The following is a 26,743-nucleotide window of genomic DNA, read 5'->3' on the forward strand; positions in this document are numbered from 1 at the left end:
TGGGGGCCAGTATGTCGACGGTCCGGTGGAGGGCTACTCCCCTTCAACGGGCCCCAGCCTACCCGACGCCGTCGACCGCCCCCGCCGTCACCAGACCCCGCCCGACCAGCTCCAGCACCACCACGATCGCCACCGACTCCACCGCCAGCAGCGCGATCAGCACGAACAGCTGCACCGTCCCCGCCTGGACCGGCGAGGCGCCGCCGAGCAGCATGCCGACGAACGCGCCGGGCAGGGTGACCAGGCCGACCGTACGGGTCTGGTCCAGCGCCGGGACGAGTGAGGTCGCGGCGGCCGGGCGGCAGATCTCCAGCCGGGCGTCCCGCTCCTCGAAGCCGAGCGCCAGCGCCGCCTCCACCTCGCCGCGCCGCTGCCGCAGCTCGTCCAGGGCGCGCCGCCCGGCGAGCGAGGTGGCGGTGAGACCGCCGCCGATCAGGATGCCGGCGACGGGGATCACCGAGAGGCCCTTGGGCGGCAGCAGTCCGACGCCCAGCAGCAGGGCCAGCACCGGCAGCACCCCGGCACCGATCGGGGCCGCCGCCCAGACCCAGCCGGGGCCCGGGGTCATCCGCCGCCCGGCGGTGCGCACCGCGACGGTGAACATCAGCAGCACGAACAGCGCCGACCACCACAGCGAGGCGACCACCCAGGAGATCACCGCGGCGACTGCGGCCAGCTGGACGACCGCGCGCAGTCCGGCCCGCGCCACCGCCCGCCCGTGACCGAGCAGCCCCCAGCCGGCCACCGCCACGGCGGCCAGCAGCAGCACCGCGGTGACCACCCCGAGCACCGGGGTGACCGGCAGCAGCTGTCCGCCGGACGCCGCCGACGGCACCGGCATCAGATCCAGCTGGTGAACCACATCCGGTCCTGCCAGGACGACATCGGGATCACCTCCGCCGTGTACAGCGGATAGAAGAAGGCGAAGCAGCCGACGATCGCGAGCACGATCAGCCCGGCCGCCACGGCCCCGTACCGGCGGCGCTCGGGAGTGCAGCCCACCGGGCCGAGGATCGCGCCGAGCATCTGGGCGACGGCCAGGCACAGGAACGGCACCAGCACGACCATGTAGAAGGAGAAGATCGTCCGCTCCTGGTACTGGAACCAGGGCAGGTAGATCGCGGCCACCGCGCACAGCACGGCGCCCGAGCGCCAGTCCCGGCGGAAGAACCAGCGCCACAGCAGGTAGACCAGCGCGAAGCAGGCCGCCCACCACAGGAAGGGGGTGCCCAGGCCGAGGATCTGGGACGCGCAGCCGCCGGAGGAGGTGCAGCCGCGGGTCCCGCCCTGCGCCGGCTCCCAGTACATCGAGACCGGGCGGCCGTCGACCAGCCAGGCGAAGGGGTTGGACTGGTAGGTGTGCGGGGTGCTCAGGCCGGTGTTGAAGTCGTACATCTGCGCGTGGTAGTGCCACAGGCTGCGCAGCGGCGCGGGCACCCAGCTCATCGAGACCTGCGGCAGCGGGATGCCGAAGGCGTGGTCCGGGGAGAGTCCGGCGCGGCCCTCGGCCCAGTGCCGGTCGTAGCCGCCACCGCCGTTCGCGCCGCTCGCGAGCCAGCCGCTCCAGGCGCCGACGTACACCACCACGGCGGAGCCGACCATGGCGAGGAAGGCGGGTACGGCGTCCCGGCGCAGCATGGAGCGCCAGGGGTGGCGGGCTCCGGCGCCGCGGCGGCCGGACTGGTCCCACAGCACGGTCAGCACGCCGAAGGCGGCGAGGATCGGGGCGCCGTTCCACTTGACCGCGCAGGCGGCCCCGATGAGCACCCCGGCGGCGATCCGCCAGGGGCGCGCTCCGAGCCGCACGGTGTCGCCGTCGGTCGCGGCGGCCAGCCGGGCGCGGGCGTGGTCGCGGTCGACCAGCAGGGCGCCGAAGGAGGCGAGCACGAAGAACATCTGGATGCCGTCGAGCAGGCCGACCCGGCTCATCACCAGCTGGAGGCCGTCGACGGACATCAGCAGGGCGGCGGTGCAGCCGATCAGGGTGGAGCCGAAGAGCCGGCGGCCGATCCGGGCCAGCATCAGCACCGCGAGGGTGCCGAGCAGGGCGGTCATGAACCGCCAGCCGACGGGGTGCAGCCCGAACAGCTGCTCGCCGACCGCCATCACCCATTTGCCGAGCGGCGGGTGGGCGATGAACTCGGGCGCGGAGCCGAGCGGGACGGACTGCGGGACGGCCAGGATGTCGGCGTTGGCGTGGTCGGGCCAGGTGCCCTCGTAGCCCTGCTGGAGCAGGGACCAGGCGTCCTTGGGGTAGTACGTCTCGTCGAAGACGAAGGCGTTGGGGTAGCCGAGGTTCCAGAACCGCAACAGGCCCGCGAAGACCGCGACGCCGATCGGGCCGAGCCAGCCGGAGTGGTCGGCCGCCCCGCGGAGCAGACCCCCGCGCGGGGCCGGTGCCGGGTCCGGGTCGGCGGTGGCCCGGGCCGCCGGGGGGTGCGTGAGCGCCGCTTGCGTCATAGCCTCGCCGATTTCGCCTGTCTGCGGGGCCCTCGGCTGCTGCGCCGGGCCCGGGTCCGCTGCCCTGGCCGGGGCCGGGCGGTCAACAGCCACTGACACTATGTGGCGGTGCCCGGGAAGCCAAGCGCGACGGGCGCCGACCAGGTGACCTGGCCGGCGCCCGCCTCGAACGCCCTTGCGTGACCGCGGAGCGCGGGCCCGTCAGGCGGCGGTCTGCAGTTCCCGGACCGGGGCCGGGGTGCGGACCACGGCCGGGGCCGCGTTGTCCTGCTCGGCCGTGAGGTACGGGCGCAGCCGCAGCGCCAGCAGGACGATCAGCAGCGTCGAGCCCGTCATGGCCGCGAGGTAGAGCGGCCAGGTGCCGGAGCCGACCAGCAGCACGCCGACGGCCGGGCCGACCGCGATCGCGATCTGCTTCACCAGGGCGTACCCGGCGTTGTAGGTGCCGAGCAGCCGGGCCGGGGCGAGCTCCGCGACCATCGGGCCCATGGTGGGCGCGAGCAGCGACTCGCCGACGCCGAACAGGGCGTAGATCGAGACGATGGCGACCGTGGCGGCCATGGTCTCGGTCCGGATCAGGCCGGCCACCAGGGCCATCGCCCAGGCGCCCAGCCAGACCAGGCCGGCCGCGGCCATCGCGGTGGTGCGGCGGCGGCGCGCGGTGATCCGCACCATGAACATCTGCAGCACCACGATGGTCACCGCGTTGGCGCCGATCGCGAGGCCCAGGGTGGACGGCGCGGTGCCGACGGTGTCGGTGGCGAAGGCCGCGACGCCGGACTCGAACTGGCCGTAGCAGGTGAAGAAGATCAGCCCGGCGAGGATGCAGAGCCGCACCATCGCCTTGTCGGCGAGCAGGGCGCGCAGGCCGGTCGGGCCGTCGTTCCGCCCCTGGACGGCGCTCAGCTGGGCCTTCGGTATCCGGGCGGTGCCGGTGACCAGGGCCAGGCCGAGGAAGGTGACCGCCTCGATGGTGAACAGCCGGGTGAGGCTGGCCGGGTCGGCGACGTTCACGATCTGCCCCCCGACCAGCGCGCCGATGCCCATGCCCAGGTTGACCAGGGTGAACTGCAGCGCGAAGGCGTGCGAGCGGGTCGCCGCGGTGGAGCAGCGGACGATCATCGTGGCGAGCGCCGGCTGGCAGGTGGTGACACCCGCGCCGAACAGGAACGAGGAGACCAGCAGGGCCGGGGTGCCGGTGGCGTGGCCGAACGCGAACGCGCCGGTGGCGGCCAGGGCCGCACCCGCCAGCAGCACCGGACGGGGACCGTAGCGGTCGATGCCGCGCCCGGTGAACGGGAGCACCGCGAGCGCCGCCAGCGCGAAGACGGTGAACACCATCCCGGCCGCCAGCGAACCCAGGCCGCGCACCTGGTCCACGTACACGAACATGTACGGCATCGTGAACCCGCTGCCGAACGCACTGAGCGCGTTGCCGATCTGGACGCGGCGCAGCGGGCCGCCCGTCCCACGTCGCTGCTGCCTCTGCTGCTTCACCGTGCCGGTCACCGTGCACATCCCTTCCCTGTTTCGACTGGAACTCTTAAGCCCAGAAGATTTCAGACCTAAACTGTGACGAGATAAAGTCTTAGCACCGGAAGACTGCGGAGTCAAAGGCTTAAGGAGTGCACGCCCGTGCGACACTGGTCCGCATGACTACGGACAAGCCGTCGCCGGCTGCCGACAAGCCTTCGCGGGCCACCCCCCTGGAGCTCGGCATCGCCGAGCAAGTGGCCCTCTACCAGCGGGAGTTCCCCACCGTCGACCCTCAGGTCGAGACGATCGTGCAGACCCTCAACCGGGTCTCCCGGCGGATGGGCGTGGCGTACGACCGGCAGCTGACTGTGCTCGGAATCACCTCCGCCGAGTGGGAGGTGCTCAAGGCGCTGGTGGTGAGCGGCAGCCCCTACCAGCTGGGGCCGGGCGAGCTGGCCAAGCGGCTGGGGCTCACCCCGGCGGCGATGACCCACCGGATCGACCGGATGGTCGCCGAGGACCTGGTCACCCGGGAGCGGGACGAGTCCAACCGGGTGCGGGTGATCATCGAGCTGACCGAGAACGGCCGCGACAAGTGGCTGGAGTCGATGCGGATGGCGGCGGTGTTCGAGGAGGAGCTGCTGCAGGACATCGCGGGCGAGGAGCGCACCGCGCTCTCCGCCCTGCTGGCCCGGATGCTGCGGCGGATCGAGGAGAGCCAGCCGGACGCGCTCGGGCGCACGGCCGACCTGGCGCCGTGAGCCGGGGCGGGTGAAACGACGGGTCCGGCCCGCCGGGGGAGGTGCTCCCCCGGCGGGCCGGACCCGTTCAGGTACTGCGACTTCGGGTACCGCGAGTTCAGGTACTGCGGCTTCGGGCACCGCGAGGCCCGTCAGGCGCTCGGGCGGCCAGCAGATCAGCAGATCGGCAGGTCAGCCGCTCAGCAGGGACCGTTGTCGGTCCAGACGCCCCACTGGCCGCTCTGGGTCGGGTCGTCGCCCTTGGTCCACCACTTGTTGGTGTAGTAGTGGCCCTTCCACGAGACCTTGGTGCCGCCGGCCGCGTAGGTGGCGTTCGCGTCCCAGCTCGGGGCGGCCGGGCAGGTGGCCGGCGAGGACGGGGTGCCGGTGGGCGTACCCGTCGGGGTCCCGGTGGGCGTGCCGGTCGGCGTGCCCGTGGGGGTGCCGGTCGGGGTCTGGGTCGGGGTCGGGGTGCCGGTCGGCGGGGCCGGGCAGCCGGCCGCGGAGCCGTTGGTGGCGTTCACCATCGTGTCGAACAGGGTGGTGTTGGTGCCCAGGTCGTACAGCGAGAAGGCGAAGGAGCCGCCGAGGCCGTTGCAGTGCGCGTAGTCGAGCTTGGCCTGGATGGACTTGGCGTTCTCACCGCTCCAGAAGGTGTTGCCGTCGTAGAAGTAGGCGGCCTTGGCGTCGTCGTCCCAGTAGGTCTTGGACGGGTTGTCGACGAAGCCGGCCAGCTCCTTGTACATCTGGATGCCCGCGACGTTGCCGGACATCGCGGCGCCGGTGGCCGGAGCGGTGGCGGGCTGGAAGAGGCCGTTCTTGCCGTTGTTCTGGACGCCGGTCCAGCCGCGGTAGTAGAACGGCACACCCATGTTGATCTTGTTGGCCGGGAAGCCGCCGGGGATGCCGTACTGGGCGTCGCCGACCGTCCACGCCTTGACGGCGTTGTCGATCGAGTACTTGCCGTTGCCCGGCTTGGCCGGGGTCGACGGGTCGTTCGGGCCGGAGTACAGCGGGGCCTGGTGGTTGGTCGGCCCCTGAGGGTCCCAACCGCCGTGCATGTCGTAGGTCATGACATCGAGGAAGGTCAGGTACTGACCGATCTTGTCGGTCTCGACGTTCATGATCTTGTCCTGGCCGGCGCCGACCGCCGCCGACAGGGCGTAGGTCTTGTTGTCGGCCTTGCCCTGGGCGTTCAGCTGGTTGCGGAACTCCTGCAGCAGCAGGGTGAAGTTCTGCTTGTCGGCCGGGCTGGAGATGTTGCCGGTGTGGCCGCCGCCGCCCGGGTACTCCCAGTCGATGTCGATGCCGTCGAAGATGCCGGCGCCCGTGCCCGGACCGCCGTAGCCCGCGTCGGACGGGAGGTTGCCCTTGATGAACATGTCGAGGCAGGACGAGACCAGGTGCTTGCGCGAGGCGTCCGTGGCGGCCGCCGACGAGAAGTACTTGGAGTAGGTCCAACCACCGATCGAGAGCAGGATCTTGAGGTTGGGGTTCTTCGCCTTCAGCTTCTTCAGCTGGTTGAAGTTGCCCGCGATCGGCTGGTTCCAGACGTCGCCGACGCCGTCCACCGAGATGTCCGCGCCGAAGCTCTTCTGGTAGTCCGCGAACGCGTCGGCCGCGCCGTCACCGGCGTTGGGGTTGTTGTCGTTGGTGTCGGCGGCCTTGGTCGCCTCGAAACAGCCCAGGTCGGTCGGGGAGATGTTGGCGAAGTCGTAGATCAGGTAGTCCAGCTTCCCGGCCACGCCGGTGTCCTGGATCGTCTTCGGGTAGTACGCGTTGGCGTAGACCGACCACTGGTCGTAGTAGGCGACCTTGATGCCGCCGCTGGTGGCGGCCGCGCCGGTGGAGTTGGTGGTCGCGGCGTTGGCCGCGCCGCCGCCGGTCAGCGCGAGGCCCGCGCCGAGCAGCAGGGAGGCGGCGGTGCCGGCCGCGATGGCGGCCAGGCTCTTCGGGCGGCGCCGGCGGGGCCCGTCCGGAGCCGGGGTCCCGGCCCTTTCAATGCGTGAGCGCAGCATGGGTGCGTGACTCCTGGGTGTGGGGGGGTTCCGTCGCCCGGTGGGGTGGCACATCCGGGGTGGGGCCGGACGACCGGGACATGACAGACAGGGGGTGGGAATCGAGCGGGCAGGCCTTTGACGGACACCGGGATGCGCCGAACCGGCGCCCCCGGCGCGAGGCCGGTGACGCCGGTTCAGGGGCTCCCTGCACCTGGGCAATAAAAATGGACTAGACCAACTCGCCCGTCAAGGGGTGCTGTTGGGCCTTGAGACCCGCTTAAGGTTCCGCCCCCGCCCGCACACCCACCCGCACCCCGGCCCCGGACCGGGCCTGAGCTGCGGCGGTTCAGTAGCGGACGGCGTTGGCCACCTCCGCCTTGACCGTGCCGGTGAGGTCCCGATTGGCATGCGCGGTGGCCTGGGAATTCCCACCCGCGGCCACGTCGTCGACCGTCACCGCGGTCGCGTCCAGCAGCTTGCCGCTGCCGTCGGTGAAGTTCACCTGCACCACGTACTTGTACGACTGCTGCCCGTGGTTGGTGACGGTCAGCTGCACCTGCGGCTTGCCGTCCGAACCGGTCGACACCGACCCGACCGACACGTCCCCCTTGGCGTCCAGCCCGCCCTTGATCCCGGCGACCGCCGAGGCGGCCGAGGAGATCGCCGACGAAGCCTCCGCCTCCGCCGAGGAGATCGCCCCGCCCACCCCGCCGGCCGCCGAGGCCAGCGCCGACGCGGCGGAGGCCGCAGCGCTCGCCAGCTTCTGCGCCTCCCCGGCCGCCGAGGAGGCCGCACTGCTCGCGCTCTTGCCGGAGGAGCAGCCGGCCAGCGCCACCGAACCCAGTACGGCGGCGGCCAACACGCCTGCGGCAAGCCGGTGTCGACGCCTCACCGGTGCGGTGGGGCGCGGCCCGGAGGCGGCGCGGGTGGGCGGCTGGCGGTCCGTGCGGTCCATGGGAGTCCCTCGTTCCTTGCCGGCGCCGGACTGCCCGGCACACCTCCCCGCCCACCCTCCGAGCCGCCCGCCACCCCCGCCAGCAGGGGTGCTGCCTCCGGGTGACGCCCAGGCCACGCGCTACGACAGCCCGGAGCCCTCCTGCTCGTCCGCCTCCACGGCCGCCCGCTCCTCGCGCAGCCGCACCAGGTGACGGCGCCGCGCCACCACCCCGTACGCGCCCGCCGCGCTCGCCACGAAGGCCAGCGCACCGACCCACGGCCGGTCGAAGACGTGCCCGGTGAAGTGGTCCAGCGAGTACCGCCCCGAGCCGGCCAGACCGATCGCCAGCCCGGTCGCACCGAGGAACGCCGGGTACTCGTAGCCGCCGCCGGTCATGAAGAAGCCTGCCGGGGCGTGCACCGACACGGCTCCGGCCATCGTCCCGGCCACCACCGCGCCGGCCGCCGGGGTGGCCAGCCCGGCCACCAGCAGCGCCCCGCCGCCCGCCTCGCCGAGACCCGCCGCGATGGCGCTCTCCCGGGCCGGGTGGAAGCCCATGTGGTCCATCGCCTGGGTGGTCGCCTCCAGCCCACCGCCACCGAACCAGCCGAACAGCTTCTGGGTGCCGTGCGCGATCAGCACCCCACCGACCGCACTGCGCAGGGCCAGCAGGCCCAGGTCCCTACGGTTCAGGCACATGTCGCATCCTCGTTTCCGCCAAGGAGTCTCCGCCAAGGAGCGGTCGTACCGCCACGGAGTGGTCGTACGTACTTCCATGGCACCCGAGAGCGCGCACCTGTTCGAGCCGGGACCGCCATCCGGGCGAATCCGCCCGTGGCGAGGAATGAACCGGCGGGCCGGGGATCCCCGCCGCGCCCGACCGCGGAGCGTGGCGTGGCGGGCCGGTCGCACCGGGCACCGCGGTCATGCTGGGCCCATGTTCGTCTTCAACCTGAGCAGCGCGTTCATCACCTTCTTCGCCGTGGTCGGCCCGCCCAAGACCCTGCTGACCTTCGCCCAGCTGGCCGCCGACCGGAGCGACCGGGAACTGCGCCGGCTGGCGGCCTGGAGCACGCTGATCTCGGCGCTGATCGGCCTGGTGCTCGGCTTCGGGGCGGACGCGGTCACCACGCTCTTCCACATCAGCGACGAGTCGCTGCGGCTCGCGGGCGGGGCGATCTTCTTCTTCTACGCGGTCGCACTGGTCTTCGGCATCCACCTCGGCCGGGACGACGACGGCGACGAGGGGCACCTGGCGAACCCGCTGGCCGAAGGCATCCGCGAACTGCTGCTGCCGTACATCGCCAGCCCGCTCGCGGTCAGCGCCGTCCTGGTCGCCTCGCTGAACCGGGACGACGTGGGCTGGAAGGCGGCCGTCGCCGGGGCGTACGTGGCTGTGGTGGTACTCAACTACGTCTGCGTGGCCGTGCTCGCGCCGCTGCTGCGGCGCACCCACCAGACCTTGCTGGAGGTGCTGTCCCGACTGCTCGGGCTGCTGCTCGCGGCGGTCGGCATCGAGCTGTTCCTGGAGGGCCTGGCCGGGCTCGGGGTACACCTGACCTCGGTGCACTAGGAGGGCTGGGCTCAGGGGGCTGGGCTCAGGAGGGCTGGGCTCAGGGGGCTGGGCTCAGGAGGGCTGGGCCCCGCCCGCAGCCAGGCGGGTCAGCACCTCGCCGATCCGCCCGCGCACCAGCGGATCGGCGACCAGCCCGTCCGGACCGACCGCGCCGCGCTCCAGCGGGATCCGGACGCAGGCCTGCGCCACGACCGCCGCGCCGGTGTAGCCGAGCACGGTGCGCAGGGTGGCCTCGGCGCCCTGGCCGCGGCCGGGCCCGGCGCAGTTGATCCAGGCCGCGGGCTTGTCCGAGATCTCGACCCCGCCGACCGTCCAGTCCAGCAGGTTCTTGAAGGCGCCGGGCAGCGTCCCGGCGTACTCGGGGGTGCAGACCAGCAGTGCGTCGGCCGCCTCGATCGCCGCCCGCAGCGCGGCCACCGGCTCCGGCACCGGGTCGGTGTCGTGGTCCGGGTTGAAGTGCGGCAGCCCGGCGAGGCCCCGGTAGTACGTGGTCCGGACGCCGGGCAGGGTGTCGGCCACCGCGGCGGCGGTGCGCAGCACGGCCTCGTTGGCGGAGCCGGCCCGCAGGCTCCCGGGCAGCAGCAGGATGTGGCGCTCGTTCGGCATGCCGAGGAACCTACTCCTTGACGTGCGCGTCAACGCACGGCCGTCGGTGCCGCACGGCGATCAGTGCGGCACCGACGCCGGTGCCGCGGGGCGGTCAGTTCGGCAGCAGCGGCCGCCAGGGCACCGGGCTGGAGAGGATCATCGAGCTGGACGGCGGCCCGTACCCGCCGAGCCGGTCGCAGAGCGCCTCGAACCCGGCCATCGTCGACACCGCGACCAGCAGCACGCAGCACGCCCCGCCGGTGACCCGGTGCAGCTGCAGCACCTCCGGCCAGGTCGCCACCTCGGGGTCGCGCAGCACGCAGCGCGGGCCGTAGCACTGGACCTGGACCAGCGCGGTGATCGGCAGTCCGGCCCGGGTGGGGTCGACGTGGGCGTGGTAGCCGCTGATCACCCCGTCCGCCTCCAGGCGGCGGACCCGTTCGGCCACCGCGGGTGCGGACAGGCTCACCCGGCGCGAGAGTTCGTTGTACGAGAGCCTGGCGTCGGCCTGGAGTTCGGCCAGCAGGCGGCGGTCTACGGCGTCCATGACGGCTCCCGGGATCCGTTGCGATCAGCGGTTTTACATTCACAAAGCAGATCGACCGAACGCCTCGCGAACGACAACCCGAAGCACGGTTGCGGTGCTCATCGGCCATTCAACCGGGGGGCCACGGCGCCGCACAATGGGCTCCCCGGTGGAACCAGGACGTCCGTCCGCTCCGCCGGCCCCGGGCCACGAGGCCCGGACGGATCAGGAGGGATCGGGATGGGGCACGACACGGTGGAGACACCCAACCTGTCGTTCGGTCGGGGCGGCCGGCCGGGTCGGGGCACCCCGTACGCGCAGTACGCGCGCCTGGAGGAGTTGCACAGCCTCCAGCACCCGCTCAGCAAGGAGCCGGCCGAGCTGTCGTTCATCGTCACCACCCAGGTGATGGAGCTGCTCTTCGACCTGCTGCGGCACGAGTGGACGATCGCCCGGCAGGCGCTGCGCGAGGACGACCTGACCGCCGCGCTGGCCGCACTGCGCCGCGGCACCCACGTGCAGGACGTGCTGGTGGAGTCCTGGGAGCTGCTGGCCACCATGACGCCGCAGGAGTTCAACTCCTTCCGCGCCCTGTTCGGCGAGGCCTCCGGCTTCCAGTCCTCGGCCTTCCTGCACCTGGAGTTCCTGCTCGGCAACAAGAACGCCGCGCTGCTGAACATGTACGCGCAGGTGCCGGAGATCCAGGCCGAGCTGACCGAAGCACTGCGCTCCCCCGGCCTGTACGACGAGGCCGTCGGCCTGCTGGCCCGGCGCGGCCTGGCGGTGCGCGCGGAGGTCTCGGAGCAGCGCTACCGCCCCTCCGAGGAGGTCGCCGCGGCCTGGCGGCGGGTCTACACGGAGCCGGAGCTCGCGGACCTGCAGCCGCTCGGCGAGGCGCTGTTGGACGTGGCCGAGCGGGTCACCCGCTGGCGCCAGCGGCACCTGACCTCGGTCAAGCGGACCATGGGCGGCAAGCCCGGCTCGGGCGGTTCCAGCGGGCTGACCTGGCTGCGCAAGGCGGCCGAGCAGGACGTGTTCCCGGAGCTGTGGACGATCCGGGACGAGCTGTGAGCAGACCAGCGGTGAACAGGGGCGACGAACGAGGGATGGGCATGATCACGCGCGAGGAGTGCGCGGCGCTGGACGCCGTCGACCCGCTGGCGGCGTTCCGCGAGGAGTTCACCCTGCCGGACGGGGTGATCTACCTGGACGGCAACTCGCTGGGCGCGCTGCCGGTGCGCACCCCGGAGCGGGTGGCCCGGGTGGTCGAGCAGGAGTGGGGCCGGGAGCTGATCCGCAGCTGGAACGACGCCGGCTGGTTCGAGCAGCCGTACCGGCTGGGGCGGCGGATCGCGCCGCTGATCGGGGCCGATCCGGCGGAGGTGGTCGTCTGCGACACCACCTCGGTGAACCTGTTCAAGGTGCTCGCGGCCGCGCTGCGGCTGCGCCCGGAGCGGCGCACGGTGCTCGGCGACGTCGAGGCCTTCCCGACCGACCTGTACATCGCCGAGGGCGTGACCGGCCTGGTCGAGGGCGGGCGCAGCGTGCTGATCCACCCCGAGGAGCTGGACCGGCACCTGGACGGCGACGTCGCCGTGGTGGTGCTGTCGCACGTGGACTACCGCACTGGCGAGCTGCTGGACATGCCCGGGATCACCGCCCGCGTGCAGGCCGCGGGCGCCCTGATGATCTGGGACGTGTGCCACTCGGTGGGCGCGCTGCCGATCGAACTCGGCGCCGCGAACGCGGACTTCGCGGTCGGCTGCACCTACAAGTACCTGAACTCCGGCCCCGGCTCGCCGGCCTTCCTGTACGTCGCCGAGCGGCACCTGGCGGCCGCCCCGCGGCAGCCGCTGAGCGGCTGGTTCGGGCACGCCCGCCCGTTCGCCTTCGAGCCCGGGTACGACCCGAAGCCGGGCATCGGGCGCTTTCTGACCAGCTCGCCCTCGCTGCTCGGCCAGGCCTCACTGGAGGTCTCCCTGGACATCTGGGAGCGGGCCGACCTGGCCGCCGTCCGGGCGAAGAGCCTGGCGCTGACCGACCTGTTCGTCTCGCTGGTCGAGGGCCTGGACGGGGTCGAGGTGGTGACCCCGCGCGAGCACGCCCGGCGGGGCAGCCAGGTCGCGCTGCGGCACGCGGACGGCTACCCGGTGGTGCAGGCGCTGATCGCCCGCGGGGTGATCGGGGACTTCCGCGCACCGGACCTGATGCGCTTCGGCTTCACTCCGCTCTACCTCTCGTACACCGAGGTGTGGGACGCGGCCCGGCAGCTGGCCGAGGTGCTGGCGAGCGGTGAGTGGCGGGAGGACCGTTTCTCCCGCCGGGGCGAGGTGACGTAGCCGGGCCACGGGGGTCGGTCGGCCCTCAATGATGCGCAGCATTGATCTGGTGCGGGCGCAGGGCAAGGACACCGGCGGGCCATCGAGCTGATCGAGGAGCGGATCACCGCACTGCCGGAGCCGATCCGGCTGGAACGGATCGACCTGGTCCTCACCCTGATCGGCGCGGCCCTGCCCGACCGGGCGCGGCAGTACCTCACCGGGTCCACCCCCCTCACGGACGGGGAGACCTTCCTCGCCGACCTGGTGACGGTGTCCGCCGCCATGCTCTGCGCCCCCACCCCCGAAAGAGCACGTCGGGAACGACCCCACCGGCAGGACCGCCATCATCACCGGCGGCGCCCGCGGCCTCGGCGCCGAGGCCGCCCGGCTCGCCGTCGCGGCCGGCGCCAACGTGGTGATCACCGACGTCCTGACAGACGACGGCAGGGCCACCGCCGCCGAACTCGGCGAGCGGGCCCGGTTCATCCGGCACGACGTGACCTCCGAGGCGGACTGGCAGCAGGTGGTGGACTTCGCGACCGCGGAGTTCGGCGCACGTCATGGGGCAGTGACGCCTCAGGACCCGTGACGTGACGCAGGTCATGGCCGGGCCGGAGTTCGACCGCCATCACCCCAGGAAAACCTCCTATTTGACGATCCGTCATACCACGGGGAGGTTGACGTGCACATCGAACTCGGTCCGCTCAAGCCCGATCCCTCCATGCTGGTCCTCGGCCTGACCCTGCTCTTCCTGCTGATGTTCGTGCTCGGCGTCCTGCTGTTGCCGCGCGTCGAGCGGATCCAGGCCCAACGGTGGGACGCGACCGAGGGCCGCACCGAACGGGCGGAGGCCGTCCTCGCCGAGGCCGAGGCGGTCCGGGACGCCGCCCTGCACGAGATCACCGAGGCCCGGCACGAGGCCGCCCGGATCCGCCAGGAGTACACCGAGCGGGGCTCGGCGGCGATCGCCTCGGCCCGCGCCGACGGCGCCCGCGACCGCGACCTGCTCCTGCGCACCGGCCGCGCCCGGATCGTGGCCGACCGGGCCGAGGCCGCCCACGTCCTGCGGCAGGACGTCGGCGACCTGGCCGTCACCCTGGCCGGCCGGGTGATGGGGGAACCGGTGCACACCGTCGCCGCCGAACGCCGCACGGTGGAACGGTTCTTCGCCTCGGCGTCCGACTGACGCCCCGTCACCTCAGCCTCCGTTCACCGCCGACGACGAAGGCCGCCCGGGTCGATCCGACCGGGGCGGCCTTCGCATCGGCACGACCGTCAGCTGTGGCGGCCCCGGCGACGGCGGGCGGCCAGGACGGCGAGACCGCCCAGTCCGAGCAGGCCGACACCGGCCAGCCCGAGGACCACCGGCGCGTCACCCGCACCGGTCGAGGGCAACTCACCACCGCCACCGGGGTGATGGCCGGTCGGGTACCCGGACGGGTGGTGGCTGGTCGGAGCGGGGCCCCCGCTCGACGTGGACGCGCCGGCCGACGGCGAGGTGGTGCTCGCGCTCGGGGACATCGGGGAGGGGGACGTCGGCGACGGAGAAGTGGGCGGCGGGGACGTCGGGGAGGGCAACGTCGGCGACGGGGAGGTGGGCGACGGAGAGGTGGGACTCGGCGAGGGCGAGGTCGGCGAGGGGCTCGGGGTCACCTTGCAGTCCGGCAGGTCCCCGTCGAACGGGTAGCTGTGGAGCTCGTAGCCGCCCGTACCGGTGTGGATCAGGTTGCCCGCGAGGTACACCCGGCCGTTCATGCCCGGCTGGGCCAGGGTGGTGGTCCCGCCCGGGTTGCCGGCCAGGACCGAGCCCTGGAACTGGGCGCTGCCGAGGATCTGGGCGTTGGTCGCGGTCGGGAAGTTGTACATCAGCTTGGAGCGCATGTCGGTGGTCCGGTCGCCCGCCAGGCCGGTGCCCGTGTAGGTGTTGATGATCGGGCTGTCCCCGAGCATGTTCACCACCACGGTGGCCCCGGCCGGGATGTTGTCGAAGACCAGGCCGATCTGGCCTCCGCTCGGCGAGGCGAGGTTCTGGGAGACGTTGAAGACCTGCTTCATGCTGGTCCCGTCACCGGTGAAGGTGGCCTGGCTGGAGGAGACGTCGACGGTGCCGGTCGCGGTGGCCCGCCCGACGCAGTCGGAGACCTCCTCGATCCGGGTCAGCACGTCCTGGTACGGCGCGGCCGCGTTCGGGTCCTGGATCGCCTGGCCGGTGGGGTCGATGGCGACGGTGCCGGTGACGCCGCCCGCGTGGCGCAGGTTGCCGAAGGCCGGGCCGTGGGAGTCGCTGCCGCCGATCAGGATCGAGTTGCCGCCCTTCACGTCGACGTCGCCGCCGGTGGTGACGAAGTCGCTGCCGTTCGGCGGCACCACGCGCGAGCCGACGCCCACGACGCCCATGTTGTAGACGCCGCCGCCGTTCTTGTCCACGGTCAGCTTCCCCAGCGTGACGATCTTGCCCTCGGCCTCGGCCGCGCGACCGTTGACGGTGTAGTCGCCACCGGTGAAGACGTTGATGGTGGCGTCCCGCCCGGTGAAGTCACCGTTGTTCGGCGACGGCCAGGTGGAGGGGCAGTCGGGCCCGGAGCAGGCACCCAGCGGCGGGGCCAGCGGAGCAGCCGAACCGACCGTCAGCACGGCGGCCAGCGGCACCGCCGCGACGGCGGTGGCCACGGCGATCCGGACGGCCCGGCGCCGTCCACTGGCGGGCGTTCTTCTCACGGCGGTCGTTCGGTGATCCGGCGAACCGGCGGCCTGACCCATCGACAATTCCTCCGCGCATAGAAAAAGGACAGGCCCGGAGGACCTGCCGCGTTCCGTGTCATTGCTGGCGATCCCACAGATCCGTGGCATCCAACCTTAAAGCGGACTATTCACACCCTATAGACCATCAGGTCCGATCCGAAAACCATTCGAACGGCGCAGGATCCCGACCTGCCCGCCCAGCCGCCCCGCCCTCGGCCCGCTCCCCGAGGTCCGGCTCCGCGAGGTCCGGCTCCCCGCCCGGTCACCGGGCGGGCTAGGTTGGAGGACATGACCACCGAGGCCCAGGAGCAGGACGCACCGCTCGTCGCCGTCGCGTCCGCAGACGCCGTACTGCGGCACCCCGAGGTGGGCGAGCACCTGCTCACCGACATCGAACGGGCCCGCGCCGCACGCTTCCGCCATGAGTCCGGACGGGCCGACTTCGTCGCCGGGCACGTCCTGGTCCGGCTCTGCGCCGCCCGGCTGCTCGGCGTCCCCACCGCCGGACTGGTCCTCGCCCAGCAGTGCCCGGACTGCGGCCTCGCCGACCACGGCAAGCCCTATCTGCCCGACCATCCCGGGGTGGAGGTGAGCCTGTCCCACACCCGGGGCGTGGTCGCTGCCGGGGCGGGCCGCCGGCCGGTCGGCGTGGACGTGGAACTCGCCGCCCGGGGCGGCTCGCTGCGCGCGGTCGCCCGCCGGGTGCTCACCCCGGCCGAGCTGGCCCTGGTCGAGGCGGCGCCGGAGCCGGACCGGGCGTTCCTGCGGCAGTGGGTGCGCAAGGAGTCGCTGATCAAGATCGGGCGCGCCACCCTGGACACCCTCGGGCAGGTCGACCTCTCCGCCCTGCCGCTGGACGTCCCGCCCGGCGCCCCGCTGCGCGGCCGCTTCGAGGACCTCTACCTGCTCGACTGGACCGACCCCGGGCACGGCGCCGCCGTCGCGGCCGTCAGCACCGCCCCGCCCCGCCTGGTGGAGCTGCTCCCGGCGGACTGAGTTCCGGGCGGGCTCTCGGCTTCGGCCGGTTCCGGGCAGGCGGGCCGCCCGGCGGGCCGAGCGGGGGCCACCCGAGCGCGGGGCCGGTGAATAAGCGGTGTTAGCGTGCCTGGTCGTGGGCACGCCGACCGCGCACGCCCGCCGACTCCCAGCTGCCCACCGGATTCAAAGGGTGCCCCGCCATGGCCAAGTTCCTGCTGAGCCTGCACGTCCTCGCGTCGGTCCTGTTCATAGGCCCGGTCGCGGTGGCCGTCAGCATGTTCCCGCGCCGGGCGAAGGCCGCCCTGGCCGGCGGGCCGGACCAGGCCTCGGACGCGGGCGTGCTGCGCGTCCTGCACCGGATCACCCAGGTCTACGCGCTGCTCGGCGTCGCGGTGCCGGTGCTGGGCATCGGTGTGGCCCAGGTGATGGACGTGCTGAGCCAGTCCTGGCTGATCGCCTCGATGGTGCTCACCGCGATCGCCGCGCTCTCCCTGCTGCTCTTCGTGCTGCCCGGCCAGCAGGCCGCCGTGGACGCGCTCGGCCTCGACCCGGCGGACGAGAAGCACACCAAGGCCGTCAGCGGCCTGCGGATGCTGCCGATGACCGCCGGGGTGTTCAACCTGCTGTGGGCCGTGGTCGTGGTGCTGATGGTGATCCGCCCGGGCTCGACCACCGGCGCCTGATCGACGTCTGATCGATGCCCGGTCCCCGAGGCCCCCTGCCGCGGGCCCGGCTCGTTCGAGTACCGTCCTTGCCCATGACGATCGTGGCGGGCATGGGCAGCCCCACCGGGACCGGCGTCGGCCCGCTGATCCGCGGCTGGCGGGAACGCCGACAGCTCAGCCAGCTGCAACTGGCCCTGCGGGCGGACTCCTCGGCCCGGCACCTCAGCTTCGTCGAGAACGGCCGCGCCCGGCCGGGCCGGGACCTGCTGCTGCGACTGGCCGAACAGCTGGACGTCCCGGTGCGCGAACGCAACTCCCTTCTGCTGGCGGCCGGTTACGCCCCGCACTACCCCGAGACACCACTGGACGACCCGTCCATGGAGGCGCTGCGCGGCGGCGTCGAGCGGCTGCTCGCCGCACACGACCCGTACCCGGCGGTGGTGGTCGACGGGACCTTCCAGGTGCTGGCGGCCAACCGCTCACTCACCCTGCTGCTGGACGGCGTCGACCCGCAGCTGGTCCGGCCGCCGTTCAACGCCGTCCGGGTCGCCCTGCACCCGGGCGGGCTGGCGCCGCACATCGTCAACTTCCGGCAGTGGCGGGGGCACCTGCTGGCACGGCTGGAACACCGGCTGGAGCTGGTCCGCGCGGAGCCGCTGCGGCGGCTGTACGAGGAGGTCCGCGGCTACCCCGAACCGGCGCAGGAGGGACCGGCCGGGGACACCGCCGAGTACGGGCACCCCTTCGCGCTGCCGCTGCGGGTCCGGCACGACGGACGGGTGCTCTCCTTCCTGTCCACCATCGCCACCTTCAACACGCCGCTGGACGTGACCGTCTCCGAACTCGCCATGGAGACCTTCCTGCCCGCCGACCGGGAGACCGTCCGCTACCTCCAGTCCGTGGTCGGCCCGGAACGGTAGTCGGCTGCCGGCGGGCCCGGGCGCTAACCCCGGCCTCCGCCGCGGCGCAGCGCGGCGAGCTGGAGGACCACGAACAGGGCCACGGCGGCGGCCTGCAACGGGATCCAGACCGCACCGACCGCGGTCGGCTCGAACCACACCGCGAGCGCGCCCAGGCTGAGCGCGACCCAGGCCGCGTTGACGCCCACCACCACCTCCACTGCGGCGCGCGGGGGACGGCGGGCGGCCAGCGCGCCGACCACGAGGCCGTGGCCGGCGAGGAGCAGCCCGAGCAGCAGCAGGGTGACGCGGCCGACCCCGAGCAGCCGGCCGAGCGGTCCGGCGAGGACCAGGTAGGCCAGGCCGTTGCCGGCGGTGACAACCGCGTCCAGGGCGAGGACCCCGCGGACCGTCCACGGGGAGAACACCGGACCGGGCCGGTCGGGGGTGCCGGTGTACGCGTTCGCGGGCATGCGGATCGCCTCCTGAGCGGGGTGGTGGTGGCCCGGTGGCGCCGACGGCCCTGACCGGACGGCTCCACCCTGCCGGGCGCGGCGCCGGGCGTCGATTACCTCGCGGGTAAGGGCCCCGCCGGCCTCGCGGGGCAAGGACCCCGGGGAACCGCCACGCAGGCAAGGGCCCGCGCCGCCCGGGCCCGGCCGCTCACGGCCTGCGGGGCCGCCCGAGCAGCACACCCGCCCGCTTCACCGCGCGGGCGGTGATCGTGGTCTCGGCGCGGGTGACGCCGAGCGGGCCGAGGGTGTCGGTGAGGAAGCGGTAGAGGCCGCCGTGGTCGGGGCAGAACAGCGTGGCCAGCAGGTTGGTCGGGCCGCTGGTGGCGAAGACGCCGTGCACCTGGGGATGGCGGCCCAGTTCGGCGCCGACCTCGGCGAGCCGGCCGGGCGGCACGTCCAGCCAGAGGTTGGCGTCCACGGCCATGCCGAGCAGCTGCGGGTCCACGGTGGCGTGGGTGCGCAGCAGCCCGAGCCCGTCCAGCCGGTGCAGGCGGCGCCGGACGGTCGACTCGGGGGCGCTGGCCGCCGCGGCCAGTACGGCATGGGACTGCCGGGCGTCCTCCTCCAGCCGGTCCAGCAGCGCGCGGTCGAGACCGTCCAGCGGCGGGGGTGTGGCCGGGCGCGGGACGAGGGGCCGGGCGAGCGCGGCGGCCTCCTGGTCGGTCAGCGAGCCGGCCCGCCACTGCCCGGCATCCGCGAAGGCGTGCAGCACGGCATGGGTGGTGGTCTCGGTGACGGCGTCGGTCGCGGGCAACTGCCCGTACAGCAGGCGGTCGCGGGCGCCGGCGTCGCTCAGCATCACGGCGCCGACCTCGTGGCCGCCGAGCATGATGTCGACGAACGGGACGTCTGGCCGGTCGGCCAGCGCCCGGGCGATGGCGTCCACCCGGCCGCGCAGCACCCGGACCCGCAGCAGCAGCGCGCCCACGGCGGCGTCCTCGACATCGGGCATCCGGACCACCCGCAGGACCCCGGCCTGCCGCATCCGGCCCAGCCGGCGGGTGACCGTCCGGGCGGAGACCCCCAGCACCTCGGCGATCCGGCCGGGCTCGGCCCGTCCGTCCACCTGGAGGGCGCCGACCAGGCGGCGGTCGAGGGCGTCCAGCACGGTGTCCGGATCGTTCGTGGCGAGGTCCATGGTGTCCGATCTCCGTCGTTCAAGGCTAATTGAGCGTCCTGTTCGGCAGCCCTGACGGTACTCCTTGTCCTGTTCGGCCGGAGCGGACCGGCCACCGGGGAGAGGGAGAGCGCGATGACGACGACGGAGCTGTGGACGCTGGCGGAGGCCGTGGAGGCGGCGGTGCGGGAGGTCGGCGCGAAGCTGGCCGCGAACCGGCCCGCCGAGCCGACCCCGGCGCGGACCGTCGACGAGGCGATGGCACGGTTCGCCGAACTGGACGGCCCGGCCGCCACCGACCTGCGTGAGCGACTGACCGCGCTGCGCCCGCAGGCCGGCTGGCTGCCGGAGGAACTGGACGGCTCGGTGCCCGCCGAGGGCGAGTGGTGGGTGTGCGACGCGACCGACGGCGCGGTGCAGTACCTGCTCGGGCAGCCGCACTGGGCGGTGACGGCGGCCCTGGTACGCGACGGCGTGGCGGTGCTGGCCGTGGTGCACGCCCCGCAGCTGTTCGGCGCGGGCCGCACCTACCGGGCGGTGCTGGGCGGCGGGGCGCAGTTGGACGGGCGGCCGGTCGCGCCGCTGGAGCGGGAGTTGGCGGCCACCGTGGCCGCCACCAGCCAGCCGCCGCTGGTGGCCGCCGACCCGGTGGCGCTGCGCCGGGCCGGCGAGTCGCTGTCCGCGATGGCCGGCGCGGTGCTGGCGGTGCGCAACCTCGGCCCGACCGCGCTGCAGGTGGCGCAGGTCGGCTCCGGGCACCTGGCGCTGTTCTGGGAGTACGGGCGGGACGCGGGCAACCTGCTGCCCGGCGCCCTGATCGCGAGCGAGGCGGGCGCGACGGTGACGGACGCCGCCGGGGCGGCCTGGACGGCCGGCTCGGACAGCTTCCTCGCCGCCGCGCCCGGACTGCACCGGGACGCGGTGGGGGTGCTGGGCGCCGTCAGCTGAGGCCGAACAGCGCGGCCGCGTTGTCGTGGCAGACCGCCCGCAGCCACTCCTCCCCCAGCCCCAGCCCGGCCAGCGCCTCCAGCTGGTGGACGTACCGGTACGGGATGTTGGGGAAGTCACTGCCCAGCAGGACGCGCTCGCCCAGCCCGCGCAGCCGCGGCAGCTCCTCGCGCGGGAACGGGACGTCGGCCTCGGCGAAGTCGGTGAACGCGATGGTGGTGTCCAGTCGGACGGCCGGGTGGCGTTCGGCCAGGTCGAGGAAGTCGCGGTACTCGGGCATGCCGAGGTGGGCGACCACCAGGACCAGGCCCGGGTGCCGGTCCAGCACCGCGCCGATCGGGCCGGGGCCGGTGAACTTGCCCGGCATTGGCCCGGATCCGCAGTGGGTGACCACCGGGGTGCCGGTGTCGGCCAGCAGCCCCCAGACCTTGTCCAGCCGGGCGTCCGTCGGGTCGTAGCCGCCGACCTGGAGGTGCGCCTTGAACACCCGGGCGCCGTCCTCGATCGCCCGCGCCACGTAACCGGCCGCCTCCGGCTCGGGGAAGAAGGTCGCGGTGTGCAGGCAGTCCGGGGTGCGGGCGGCGAACTCGGCCGCCCAGGCGTTCAGCCAGCCGGCCATGCCCGGCTTGTGCGGGTAGAGCATCGAGGTGAACGCCCGGACGCCGAAGTCCCGCAGCCGCTGGACGCGCTGCTCCTCGGCCTCGCGGTAGGTGATCGGCCAGGGGCGGTTCACCAGCGGGCCGGCCGCGTCGAAGTACGCCCACACCTTGTCGAGGACGTTCTTCGGCATGAAGTGGGTGTGCACGTCGATCAGTCCGGGCAGGCCGAGGGCCTGCCAGAACTCCCGTACGCTCCGGGCTTCCTGGCCGTCCGCGCGGGCCTGTTCGTCGTTCACGCGGGCCCCTCGGTCGTTCACGCGGGCACCGGGCGGGCGCGGTCGATGATCTCCGTGGTGTCGACGCCGGAGGGCAGGGTGCCGAAGGCGGCGCCGTGGTCGCCGCCGAGCCGGCTCGCACAGAAGGCGTCGGCCACCGCCGGGCTGCCGTACCGAACCAGCAGCGAGCCCTGGAAGGCCAGCGCCATCGACTCGACCAGCCGCCGGGTGCGGTACTCCAGGTCGCTCACGTCGCTGAGCTGCTTGCGCAGTTCGGCGACGGCCGCGTCCAGCCGGCGGTCCACCCCGGCGGCCGCGTCCAGTTCGCCGAGGAAGGCCTCGACCGTCTCCGGGCGCTTGGCCATGGCGCGCAGGGCGTCCAGCGCGGCGACGTTGCCGGAGCCCTCCCAGATCGACACCAGCGGCGCCTCGCGGTAGAGCCGGGGCATCCCGGACTCCTCGACGTAGCCGTTGCCGCCCAGGCACTCCAGCGCCTCGGCGGAGTGCGCCGGACCGCGCTTGCACACCCAGTACTTGGCCACGGCCAGGCCCAACCGCCGTACCAGCGCCTCGGTTTCGTCCCCGGCCAGGGCGAGGTCGGTGGCCCGGGCCAGCCGCATCGCCACGGTGGTGGCCGCCTCGGACTCCACCACCAGGTCGGCCAGCACGTTGCGCATCAGCGGCTGGTCGACCAGCGCCTTGCCGAAGGCCCGCCGGTGCAGGGCGTGGTGGACCGCCCGGGTGGCGCCGTAGCGCATCCCGGAGGCGGCCCCGACGGTGCAGTCCAGGCGGGTCATGTTGACCATCTCGATGATGGTCTGCACACCCCGGCCCTCCCCGCCGACCAGCAGGCCCACCGCGCCGTCGTACTCCAGCTCGGCGGAGGCGTTGGACTTGTTGCCGAGCTTGTCCTTGAGCCGCATCAGGCGCAGCCGGTTGCGGCTGCCGTCCGGGAGGACGCGCGGCAGCACGAAGCAGCTCAGCCCGCCCGGGGCCTGGGCGAGGGTCAGGAAGAGGTCGGACATGGGCGCCGAGGTGAACCACTTGTGGCCGGTGAGCCGGTAGCTGCCGTCCGACTGCGGGACCGCCGTGGTGGTGTTGGTGCGGACGTCCGAGCCGCCCTGCTTCTCGGTCATCGACATGCCCGCGATCAGTCCGCGCTTGGTGTGCGGCTCGCGCAGCCCGTAGTCGTACTCGGTGGCGGCCAGCAGCGGCTCCAACTCGGCGGCCAGGTCCGGGCTCTGGCGCAGCGCCGGGACGGCGGCGTAGGTCATCGAGATCGGGCAGGTGTGGCCGGCCTCGACCTGGCCCCAGACGAAGAACTTGGCGGCGCGGGCGGAGTGGGCGCCGGGCCGGTCGTCCCGCCAGGGCGCGGCGTGCAGGCCGTACGAGACGGCGGTGCGCATCAGCTCGTGCCAGTACGGGTGGAACTCGACCTCGTCGATCCGGTGGCCGAAGCGGTCGTGGGTGCGCAGCACGGGCGGGTTCTCGTTGGCCAGCCGGCCCCAGTCAGCGGCCTGCTCGGAGCCCGCCAGGCGGCCGAGTTCGCGCAGTTCCGGCTCGGCCCAGCCGGCGCCGGCCCGGTGCAGGGCGGCGAGCAGGGTCGGGTCGGCGGCGGTGTCGTGGCCGTACGGCAGGGGCACCTGGTTGGTGACCTCATGCGTCGCTGTCATCGCGTCCTCCCAGGGCACGCAGGGTGAAGGAGACCAGGGCGGGAACCACCTCGGCGGTGGCCCGCTGGGGGTCGGAGGGTTCGGCCGTCTCGGCCGTCTCGGCTGTATCGGCCTTTTCGGCTGCCTCGGTCGGCTCGGCTGGTGCGGCCGTCTCGACCGGTGCGGCAGGTGCGGCCGCGAGCGGGCCGGCCAGCGCCTCGCCGACCGCGCCGACCAGGGCGGCGGCGGTCAGCACCGGGTCCTGCGCGGGAAGTTCGCCGGCCGCCACGGCGGCGGCGATCTCGGTGGCGATCACGTCCCGGAACGCCCGCCGGAAGACCAGGCGCTCGCCGTCCACCACCGCGTCGGCAGGCTCGACCAGCAGCGCGTACGCCAGCCGGGGCGCGCGCAGGGCGCGGGCCGCGAAGGTCTCGACCACGGCGGCGATCCGCCGCTGCGGGGTGTCCCGGAGGGCGACGGCGGTGTTCACCGCGGCCATCTCCCGGGTGACCACCCGGCGGAACAACTCCACCGACAGCTCGGCCTTGTTGGCGAAGTGCTGGTAGACGCTGCCGGTGGCGATCCCGGCGCGGTCCGCCACGGCGGCCATGGTGCAGCCACCGTAGCCGCGCTCGGCGAGCAGGCCGACCGCCGACTGCAGCACCGCCTCGCGCTGGGCGTCCAGGCGGGCTTGGACGGCGGGGGTACGACGGTAGGCCATGGAAGCATTGAAGCACTGATTCACTGCTTCGGGGAGGGGGCGGCGTCTCACCGCTCGTACCGCTCGGTCGGCCCGTTCCGCTCGGTCCGCCCCTTCCGTGCGAACGACGGGAGGCCGCCCCGGGCGGGGCGGCCTCCTGGTCCTGCTGGTCCTACTGATCTTGCTGGTCCTGCTGGTCCTGCTGCGGGGCGTTACAGCGGGCGGCGCTCCTGCTCCAGCCGCTGACCCTCGATGTCGAGCGGGCCGAAGGGCGCCCCCGTCTGCGGGGACTTGGCCAGCGAACGGGCGTCGCCCTGGTCGCCCAGACCGGCCCACTCCAGCACCTTGGCGGTGGCCTCCCCCGACTGCGCGGCCGGCAGCTTGCCGATGTTGGAGCCGTGGTTGCCGCCGGGCACCACGTAGACGTAGCTGTCGTCACTGCCCCGGCCGAGGTGGAACGGCTTGGCGCCCCACGGGTCGTTGCCGCCGTAGACGAACATGATCCGCTCGCCCTCGCGCTTCACCCAGCGGTCGATGTCGGGCATCGCGTGCGGGTTGAAGACGGTCGGGATCTCCTTCGGCACGTAGGAACGGGCCGAGTAGAGCTCCTTGTAGTCGTAGTGCAGCTGGTCCTTCAGGTACGAGACGTCGAAGTACGGCGCACCCAGCTCGGTGGCGGCCTGGTAGTAGTACGCGGTGTACTTCGCCAGCGACTGGTCGCTGTTGCCGGTGATGCCCGACTGGGCGTCGTACCACGCGTACAGCTCGTCGTCGGTCGCGGTGGCGGCCACCGGGACCTTCGCGCAGTCCGACTCCAGGCTGTACTGCCAGAACGCCCAGACCACGTCGAGCACACCGGCCTCGTAGGCGCGGTCCGGGGTGCCGAGGGTGTTGAAGGTGGAACCCGCCGCCTTGTTGTCGGCGATGTAGCGGGGCTCCAGACGGTCACGGCGCACCAGCAGTTCGCGCTGGGCGGCGTTCAGCTTGGCGCGGCACTCGGGGGTGCCGACGGTGCGGAAGAAGTCGGTGTAGGCCGAGTAGTCGCTGACATCGGTGTTGTTCGGCGCGACGTAGGCGATCGTGCCCGCCACGTCGTCCGGGTAGAAGCGCCGGTAGAAGGTGGAGGACATGCCGCCCTTGCTGGCGCCGGTGGAGAGCCACTCCTGCTGGTAGATCCGCTTGAGCGCGGTCACCAGCTTGTGGGAGTCGGCGGCCTGCTGGCGGATGCCCGCCTTGGACCAGTCGGCCGGCTCGGGGCGGGAGGGGGTGAAGAACCGGTACTCGATGGAGACCTGGTTGCCGTCCACCAGCCGGGTCGGCTCGGTGCGGGACGGCGTGGTGCCCAGCGTGTAGCCGTTGGTGTAGAAGACCGTCGGGCGGTCATAGCCCCGGTGCAGCACGCTGAAGCGCTGCTGGAAGGTGCCCAGCCAGGGGCGGAAGTGGTCGATCGGCTGGGTGTAGGTGGCCAGGAAGTAGCGGTGGCCGGTGGTGGTGGGCTGCTCATCGGTGATCGTCACGCCGGGGATCGCCGCCAGGCGGTCCTTGATGTCGGCGGTCGGGTCGTCGGCGGGGCTCCGGCCGTGCGCGGCCTCGGCCGCCTCGGCCCCCTGCCCGGTGGCGGCCGAGGCCGGGGCGGCCAGGACACCGATCGCGAACATCGGTATCAGCAGGACGGAAACCAACAGCCTCTTCAGCTTGGTGGTCATCAACTCTCCATCTGGTCAACGAACATGACAGCTGCCTCATCGGCACAACACTGCGGTGCGGATGGTGCGGCGGCCGCCCGGTGGACGGCCGAATGGGCCACCCGCCTGGTCGCGGGTGGCCCATCGGGGGAAGGTGCTGGTCAGGGGGCTTGCCTCGGTTCCGTCGGCGGCTCGGGCGGTCGCCCGCCGAGGGGGTGCGGCGCGGACGGACCGGGGCTCAGGAGTGGGCTGGGGCTCAGGAGTGGGCTGGGGCTCAGGAGTGGGCTGGGCTGGTCAGGACAGGCCGATGAGGCCTACGGGCGGGGCAGGGTGCAGCCCGCCAGGGTGAGGTCGAGGCGATTGCCGGGTGCGAAGCAGGCGGGGATGCCGTAGGTCTCCTGGGCGTAGCCGATGCCCTGGTGCACCGTGACCGCGCCGGTCTCGTCGACCTCGCACGGGTTGTCGAGGGTGCAGGACTCGCCGCTCTCGTTGATCGTGTTGTTCACCGCGACGAGCTGACCGGTCGAGGCGTCGACCACCGGCGAGCCGGAGGTTCCGCCGATGACGTTGCAGCCGGAGGTGTAGCGGACCGAGTCCTTGAAGGTCCAGTCGGCCTCGTTCAGCTGGTAGGCGAAGCCGTCGATCGAGCAGGAGTAGATCTTCTTCCAGTAGCCGGAGACGACCCGGATGTCGGCACCCTGGGTGGGGTGGGTGTCGGCGATGGTCAGCGGCGAGATCCCGTACTTCGACTTGATCGAGGCGTAGCTGGTGTTCAGCTGGTAGATCGACACATCGGTGTCGGTCATGGCGCCGTAGACCACCTTGGTCGCGCGCAGTGTCGCGAGGCGGCCACCAGTGGCGCTGAGCAGGGTGAAGGTCCGGCTGGAGGACTGGTCGAGCACGACTTCACCGGGGCCGGGCATACCGGATTCCAGGCAGTGGCCGTTGGAGAGCACGAGGGCCGGGTCGGACGCGGCCGAATTCGGCATCCGTACCAGTGAGCCGGAGCAGTTGCTGAGCGCGACTGTCCCGGCGAAGGTGACGGCGGCGGCCCGGGCCTTTGCCGGGGCCGCCGGGGCGGCGGCCTGGGCCGGAGCGGCAGCCCGAGCCGGAGCGGCAGCCTGGGCCGGGAGGGCGCCGACGAGGGAGGTGGCGCCTACGGTCAGGAGCGTTGCGAGCATGCCTATGAGCGGCTTCTTCATGAGAGACCTCTCGGTGTGGGGGTCCCCCAAAACTGTCGCGGACATGACTTACTGTCAAGAGTCAAAACGAGACCAAGAAAACACCCCTGGCCACGAGGGCCGGCCCACTCCCCCGCCGAGCCCACCAGGAGCCCGCCAAGAT

25 protein-coding genes and 1 pseudogene are annotated in these 26,743 nt (G+C 73.0%); 10 read left to right on the forward strand and 16 right to left on the reverse strand.

Going from position 1 to position 26,743, the window contains the following annotated elements; translation table 11 throughout:
* Nucleotides 1-58 precede the first annotated feature (58 nt).
* From ACZ3YL_RS08255 to ACZ3YL_RS08265, 3 genes are all read right to left on the reverse strand, one after another.
* Nucleotides 59-841, reverse strand: a complete 783-nt coding sequence (locus tag ACZ3YL_RS08255; protein ID WP_188303792.1) for an ABC transporter permease — start codon at nt 839-841, stop codon at nt 59-61.
* Entirely contained in the window at nt 841-2,460 is a 1,620-nt protein-coding gene (locus ACZ3YL_RS08260) for a dolichyl-phosphate-mannose--protein mannosyltransferase (RefSeq protein ID WP_465656210.1), read from the reverse strand. The genes ACZ3YL_RS08255 and ACZ3YL_RS08260 overlap by 1 nt, the downstream gene beginning before the upstream one ends.
* 201 nt (nt 2,461-2,661) lie before the next feature.
* Complete coding sequence (locus ACZ3YL_RS08265) at nt 2,662-3,957, reverse strand: MFS transporter (protein WP_317620965.1); 1,296 nt, start codon at nt 3,955-3,957, stop codon at nt 2,662-2,664.
* Between the two features lie 155 nt (nt 3,958-4,112).
* Here ACZ3YL_RS08265 and ACZ3YL_RS08270 point away from each other — a divergent pair, with 155 nt between their 5' ends.
* Entirely contained in the window at nt 4,113-4,697 is a 585-nt protein-coding gene (locus tag ACZ3YL_RS08270) for a MarR family winged helix-turn-helix transcriptional regulator (RefSeq protein WP_188303756.1), read from the forward strand.
* Nucleotides 4,698-4,876: 179 nt separating this feature from the next.
* Here ACZ3YL_RS08270 and ACZ3YL_RS08275 read toward each other — a convergent pair whose 3' ends face one another.
* The 3 genes from ACZ3YL_RS08275 to ACZ3YL_RS08285 all read right to left on the reverse strand — a co-directional run bounded on the left by ACZ3YL_RS08275 (nt 4,877) and on the right by ACZ3YL_RS08285 (nt 8,312).
* Nucleotides 4,877-6,694 (reverse strand): glycosyl hydrolase family 18 protein, encoded by a 1,818-nt coding sequence (locus ACZ3YL_RS08275; protein WP_188303757.1) that lies wholly within the window; start codon nt 6,692-6,694, stop codon nt 4,877-4,879.
* Between the two features lie 328 nt (nt 6,695-7,022).
* Nucleotides 7,023-7,631 carry a hypothetical protein gene (locus tag ACZ3YL_RS08280; protein ID WP_223241973.1) on the reverse strand — a complete coding sequence of 203 codons (609 nt, stop codon included), beginning with the start codon at nt 7,629-7,631 and terminating at the stop codon, nt 7,023-7,025.
* A gap of 120 nt (nt 7,632-7,751) precedes the next feature.
* On the reverse strand, nt 7,752-8,312 hold the full coding sequence (locus ACZ3YL_RS08285) for a DoxX family protein (RefSeq protein WP_188303758.1): 561 nt from the start codon (nt 8,310-8,312) through the stop codon (nt 7,752-7,754).
* 238 nt (nt 8,313-8,550) lie between these two features.
* Between ACZ3YL_RS08285 and ACZ3YL_RS08290 the strand changes: the two genes are divergently transcribed.
* A complete protein-coding gene (locus tag ACZ3YL_RS08290) occupies nt 8,551-9,186 on the forward strand; it encodes a MarC family protein (protein WP_188303759.1) in 636 nt (211 codons plus the stop codon).
* A 54-nt stretch (nt 9,187-9,240) separates the two neighbouring features.
* Here the strand turns inward: ACZ3YL_RS08290 and ACZ3YL_RS08295 are convergent, their stop codons facing one another.
* On the reverse strand, nt 9,241-9,795 hold the full coding sequence (locus ACZ3YL_RS08295; RefSeq protein WP_465656214.1) for an NADPH-dependent FMN reductase: 555 nt from the start codon (nt 9,793-9,795) through the stop codon (nt 9,241-9,243).
* Between the two features lie 94 nt (nt 9,796-9,889).
* Nucleotides 9,890-10,324, reverse strand: coding sequence for an Lrp/AsnC family transcriptional regulator (locus ACZ3YL_RS08300; RefSeq protein WP_188303761.1), 435 nt, complete (start codon nt 10,322-10,324; stop codon nt 9,890-9,892).
* Nucleotides 10,325-10,543: 219 nt separating this feature from the next.
* On the opposite strand from ACZ3YL_RS08300, the gene ACZ3YL_RS08305 reads away from it, so the two are divergent.
* The 4 genes and pseudogenes from ACZ3YL_RS08305 (at nt 10,544) to ACZ3YL_RS08320 (ending at nt 13,810) form a co-directional block, all read left to right on the forward strand.
* Nucleotides 10,544-11,374 carry a tryptophan 2,3-dioxygenase gene (locus ACZ3YL_RS08305; RefSeq protein ID WP_465656217.1) on the forward strand — a complete coding sequence of 277 codons (831 nt, stop codon included), beginning with the start codon at nt 10,544-10,546 and terminating at the stop codon, nt 11,372-11,374.
* A gap of 35 nt (nt 11,375-11,409) precedes the next feature.
* Nucleotides 11,410-12,642, forward strand: coding sequence for a kynureninase (kynU, locus tag ACZ3YL_RS08310; RefSeq protein WP_188303763.1), 1,233 nt, complete (start codon nt 11,410-11,412; stop codon nt 12,640-12,642).
* A gap of 325 nt (nt 12,643-12,967) precedes the next feature.
* Nucleotides 12,968-13,195: pseudogene (locus ACZ3YL_RS08315) on the forward strand (SDR family NAD(P)-dependent oxidoreductase); the annotation flags it as partial.
* A gap of 111 nt (nt 13,196-13,306) precedes the next feature.
* Entirely contained in the window at nt 13,307-13,810 is a 504-nt protein-coding gene (locus ACZ3YL_RS08320; protein ID WP_465656219.1) for a F0F1 ATP synthase subunit B family protein, read from the forward strand.
* 89 nt (nt 13,811-13,899) lie between these two features.
* Here ACZ3YL_RS08320 and ACZ3YL_RS08325 read toward each other — a convergent pair whose 3' ends face one another.
* Nucleotides 13,900-15,342, reverse strand: a complete 1,443-nt coding sequence (locus ACZ3YL_RS08325) for a choice-of-anchor A family protein (protein WP_465656222.1) — start codon at nt 15,340-15,342, stop codon at nt 13,900-13,902.
* A 312-nt stretch (nt 15,343-15,654) separates the two neighbouring features.
* Here ACZ3YL_RS08325 and ACZ3YL_RS08330 point away from each other — a divergent pair, with 312 nt between their 5' ends.
* The 3 genes from ACZ3YL_RS08330 (at nt 15,655) to ACZ3YL_RS08340 (ending at nt 17,929) form a co-directional block, all read left to right on the forward strand.
* The gene (locus ACZ3YL_RS08330; protein ID WP_188303766.1) at nt 15,655-16,362 is read left to right on the forward strand and encodes a 4'-phosphopantetheinyl transferase family protein; all 708 of its coding nucleotides are present in this window, start codon (nt 15,655-15,657) and stop codon (nt 16,360-16,362) included.
* A gap of 182 nt (nt 16,363-16,544) precedes the next feature.
* The gene (locus ACZ3YL_RS08335) at nt 16,545-17,027 is read left to right on the forward strand and encodes a DUF2269 family protein (protein WP_188303767.1); all 483 of its coding nucleotides are present in this window, start codon (nt 16,545-16,547) and stop codon (nt 17,025-17,027) included.
* A gap of 74 nt (nt 17,028-17,101) precedes the next feature.
* Nucleotides 17,102-17,929, forward strand: a complete 828-nt coding sequence (locus tag ACZ3YL_RS08340; RefSeq protein ID WP_465656223.1) for a helix-turn-helix domain-containing protein — start codon at nt 17,102-17,104, stop codon at nt 17,927-17,929.
* Nucleotides 17,930-17,952: 23 nt separating this feature from the next.
* On the opposite strand, the gene ACZ3YL_RS08345 is transcribed toward ACZ3YL_RS08340, so the two are convergent.
* Entirely contained in the window at nt 17,953-18,381 is a 429-nt protein-coding gene (locus ACZ3YL_RS08345; RefSeq protein WP_465656225.1) for a hypothetical protein, read from the reverse strand.
* Nucleotides 18,382-18,571: 190 nt separating this feature from the next.
* On the reverse strand, nt 18,572-19,561 hold the full coding sequence (locus ACZ3YL_RS08350) for an Lrp/AsnC family transcriptional regulator (RefSeq protein ID WP_465656226.1): 990 nt from the start codon (nt 19,559-19,561) through the stop codon (nt 18,572-18,574).
* Nucleotides 19,562-19,675: 114 nt separating this feature from the next.
* Between ACZ3YL_RS08350 and ACZ3YL_RS08355 the strand changes: the two genes are divergently transcribed.
* Nucleotides 19,676-20,488 carry an inositol monophosphatase family protein gene (locus ACZ3YL_RS08355; protein WP_465656228.1) on the forward strand — a complete coding sequence of 271 codons (813 nt, stop codon included), beginning with the start codon at nt 19,676-19,678 and terminating at the stop codon, nt 20,486-20,488.
* Here the strand turns inward: ACZ3YL_RS08355 and ACZ3YL_RS08360 are convergent.
* From ACZ3YL_RS08360 to ACZ3YL_RS08380, 5 genes are all read right to left on the reverse strand, one after another.
* A complete protein-coding gene (locus ACZ3YL_RS08360; protein ID WP_465656229.1) occupies nt 20,481-21,383 on the reverse strand; it encodes an amidohydrolase family protein in 903 nt (300 codons plus the stop codon). The genes ACZ3YL_RS08355 and ACZ3YL_RS08360 overlap by 8 nt on opposite strands.
* A gap of 17 nt (nt 21,384-21,400) precedes the next feature.
* On the reverse strand, nt 21,401-23,035 hold the full coding sequence (locus tag ACZ3YL_RS08365) for an acyl-CoA dehydrogenase family protein (protein ID WP_465656230.1): 1,635 nt from the start codon (nt 23,033-23,035) through the stop codon (nt 21,401-21,403).
* A complete protein-coding gene (locus ACZ3YL_RS08370) occupies nt 23,019-23,735 on the reverse strand; it encodes a TetR/AcrR family transcriptional regulator (RefSeq protein WP_465656232.1) in 717 nt (238 codons plus the stop codon). Before ACZ3YL_RS08370 ends, ACZ3YL_RS08365 begins: the two co-directional genes overlap by 17 nt.
* A 191-nt stretch (nt 23,736-23,926) precedes the next feature.
* Nucleotides 23,927-25,420, reverse strand: a complete 1,494-nt coding sequence (locus tag ACZ3YL_RS08375; RefSeq protein ID WP_465656234.1) for a S28 family serine protease — start codon at nt 25,418-25,420, stop codon at nt 23,927-23,929.
* A 293-nt stretch (nt 25,421-25,713) separates the two neighbouring features.
* A complete protein-coding gene (locus tag ACZ3YL_RS08380) occupies nt 25,714-26,601 on the reverse strand; it encodes a S1 family peptidase (protein ID WP_465656236.1) in 888 nt (295 codons plus the stop codon).
* Between the last annotated feature and the right edge of the window lie 142 nt (nt 26,602-26,743).

This window comes from Kitasatospora sp. NPDC023176, assembly GCF_055560495.1.

What these genes read in the sequence shown, in the direction of transcription:
- ACZ3YL_RS08255 (WP_188303792.1), bottom strand. Translation starts at nt 841, where the DNA reads ATGCCGGTGCCGTCGGCGGCGTCCGGCGGACAGCTGCTGCCGGTCACC.
- ACZ3YL_RS08260 (WP_465656210.1), bottom strand. Translation starts at nt 2,460, where the DNA reads ATGACGCAAGCGGCGCTCACGCACCCCCCGGCGGCCCGGGCCACCGCC.
- ACZ3YL_RS08270 (WP_188303756.1), top strand. Translation starts at nt 4,113, where the DNA reads ATGACTACGGACAAGCCGTCGCCGGCTGCCGACAAGCCTTCGCGGGCC.
- ACZ3YL_RS08275 (WP_188303757.1), bottom strand. Translation starts at nt 6,694, where the DNA reads ATGCTGCGCTCACGCATTGAAAGGGCCGGGACCCCGGCTCCGGACGGG.
- ACZ3YL_RS08280 (WP_223241973.1), bottom strand. Translation starts at nt 7,631, where the DNA reads ATGGACCGCACGGACCGCCAGCCGCCCACCCGCGCCGCCTCCGGGCCG.
- ACZ3YL_RS08285 (WP_188303758.1), bottom strand. Translation starts at nt 8,312, where the DNA reads ATGTGCCTGAACCGTAGGGACCTGGGCCTGCTGGCCCTGCGCAGTGCG.
- ACZ3YL_RS08290 (WP_188303759.1), top strand. Translation starts at nt 8,551, where the DNA reads ATGTTCGTCTTCAACCTGAGCAGCGCGTTCATCACCTTCTTCGCCGTG.
- ACZ3YL_RS08295 (WP_465656214.1), bottom strand. Translation starts at nt 9,795, where the DNA reads ATGCCGAACGAGCGCCACATCCTGCTGCTGCCCGGGAGCCTGCGGGCC.
- ACZ3YL_RS08300 (WP_188303761.1), bottom strand. Translation starts at nt 10,324, where the DNA reads ATGGACGCCGTAGACCGCCGCCTGCTGGCCGAACTCCAGGCCGACGCC.
- ACZ3YL_RS08305 (WP_465656217.1), top strand. Translation starts at nt 10,544, where the DNA reads ATGGGGCACGACACGGTGGAGACACCCAACCTGTCGTTCGGTCGGGGC.
- kynU (WP_188303763.1), top strand. Translation starts at nt 11,410, where the DNA reads ATGGGCATGATCACGCGCGAGGAGTGCGCGGCGCTGGACGCCGTCGAC.
- ACZ3YL_RS08330 (WP_188303766.1), top strand. Translation starts at nt 15,655, where the DNA reads ATGACCACCGAGGCCCAGGAGCAGGACGCACCGCTCGTCGCCGTCGCG.
- ACZ3YL_RS08335 (WP_188303767.1), top strand. Translation starts at nt 16,545, where the DNA reads ATGGCCAAGTTCCTGCTGAGCCTGCACGTCCTCGCGTCGGTCCTGTTC.
- ACZ3YL_RS08340 (WP_465656223.1), top strand. Translation starts at nt 17,102, where the DNA reads ATGACGATCGTGGCGGGCATGGGCAGCCCCACCGGGACCGGCGTCGGC.
- ACZ3YL_RS08345 (WP_465656225.1), bottom strand. Translation starts at nt 18,381, where the DNA reads ATGCCCGCGAACGCGTACACCGGCACCCCCGACCGGCCCGGTCCGGTG.
- ACZ3YL_RS08350 (WP_465656226.1), bottom strand. Translation starts at nt 19,561, where the DNA reads ATGGACCTCGCCACGAACGATCCGGACACCGTGCTGGACGCCCTCGAC.
- ACZ3YL_RS08355 (WP_465656228.1), top strand. Translation starts at nt 19,676, where the DNA reads ATGACGACGACGGAGCTGTGGACGCTGGCGGAGGCCGTGGAGGCGGCG.
- ACZ3YL_RS08365 (WP_465656230.1), bottom strand. Translation starts at nt 23,035, where the DNA reads ATGACAGCGACGCATGAGGTCACCAACCAGGTGCCCCTGCCGTACGGC.
- ACZ3YL_RS08370 (WP_465656232.1), bottom strand. Translation starts at nt 23,735, where the DNA reads ATGGCCTACCGTCGTACCCCCGCCGTCCAAGCCCGCCTGGACGCCCAG.
- ACZ3YL_RS08375 (WP_465656234.1), bottom strand. Translation starts at nt 25,420, where the DNA reads ATGACCACCAAGCTGAAGAGGCTGTTGGTTTCCGTCCTGCTGATACCG.
- ACZ3YL_RS08380 (WP_465656236.1), bottom strand. Translation starts at nt 26,601, where the DNA reads ATGAAGAAGCCGCTCATAGGCATGCTCGCAACGCTCCTGACCGTAGGC.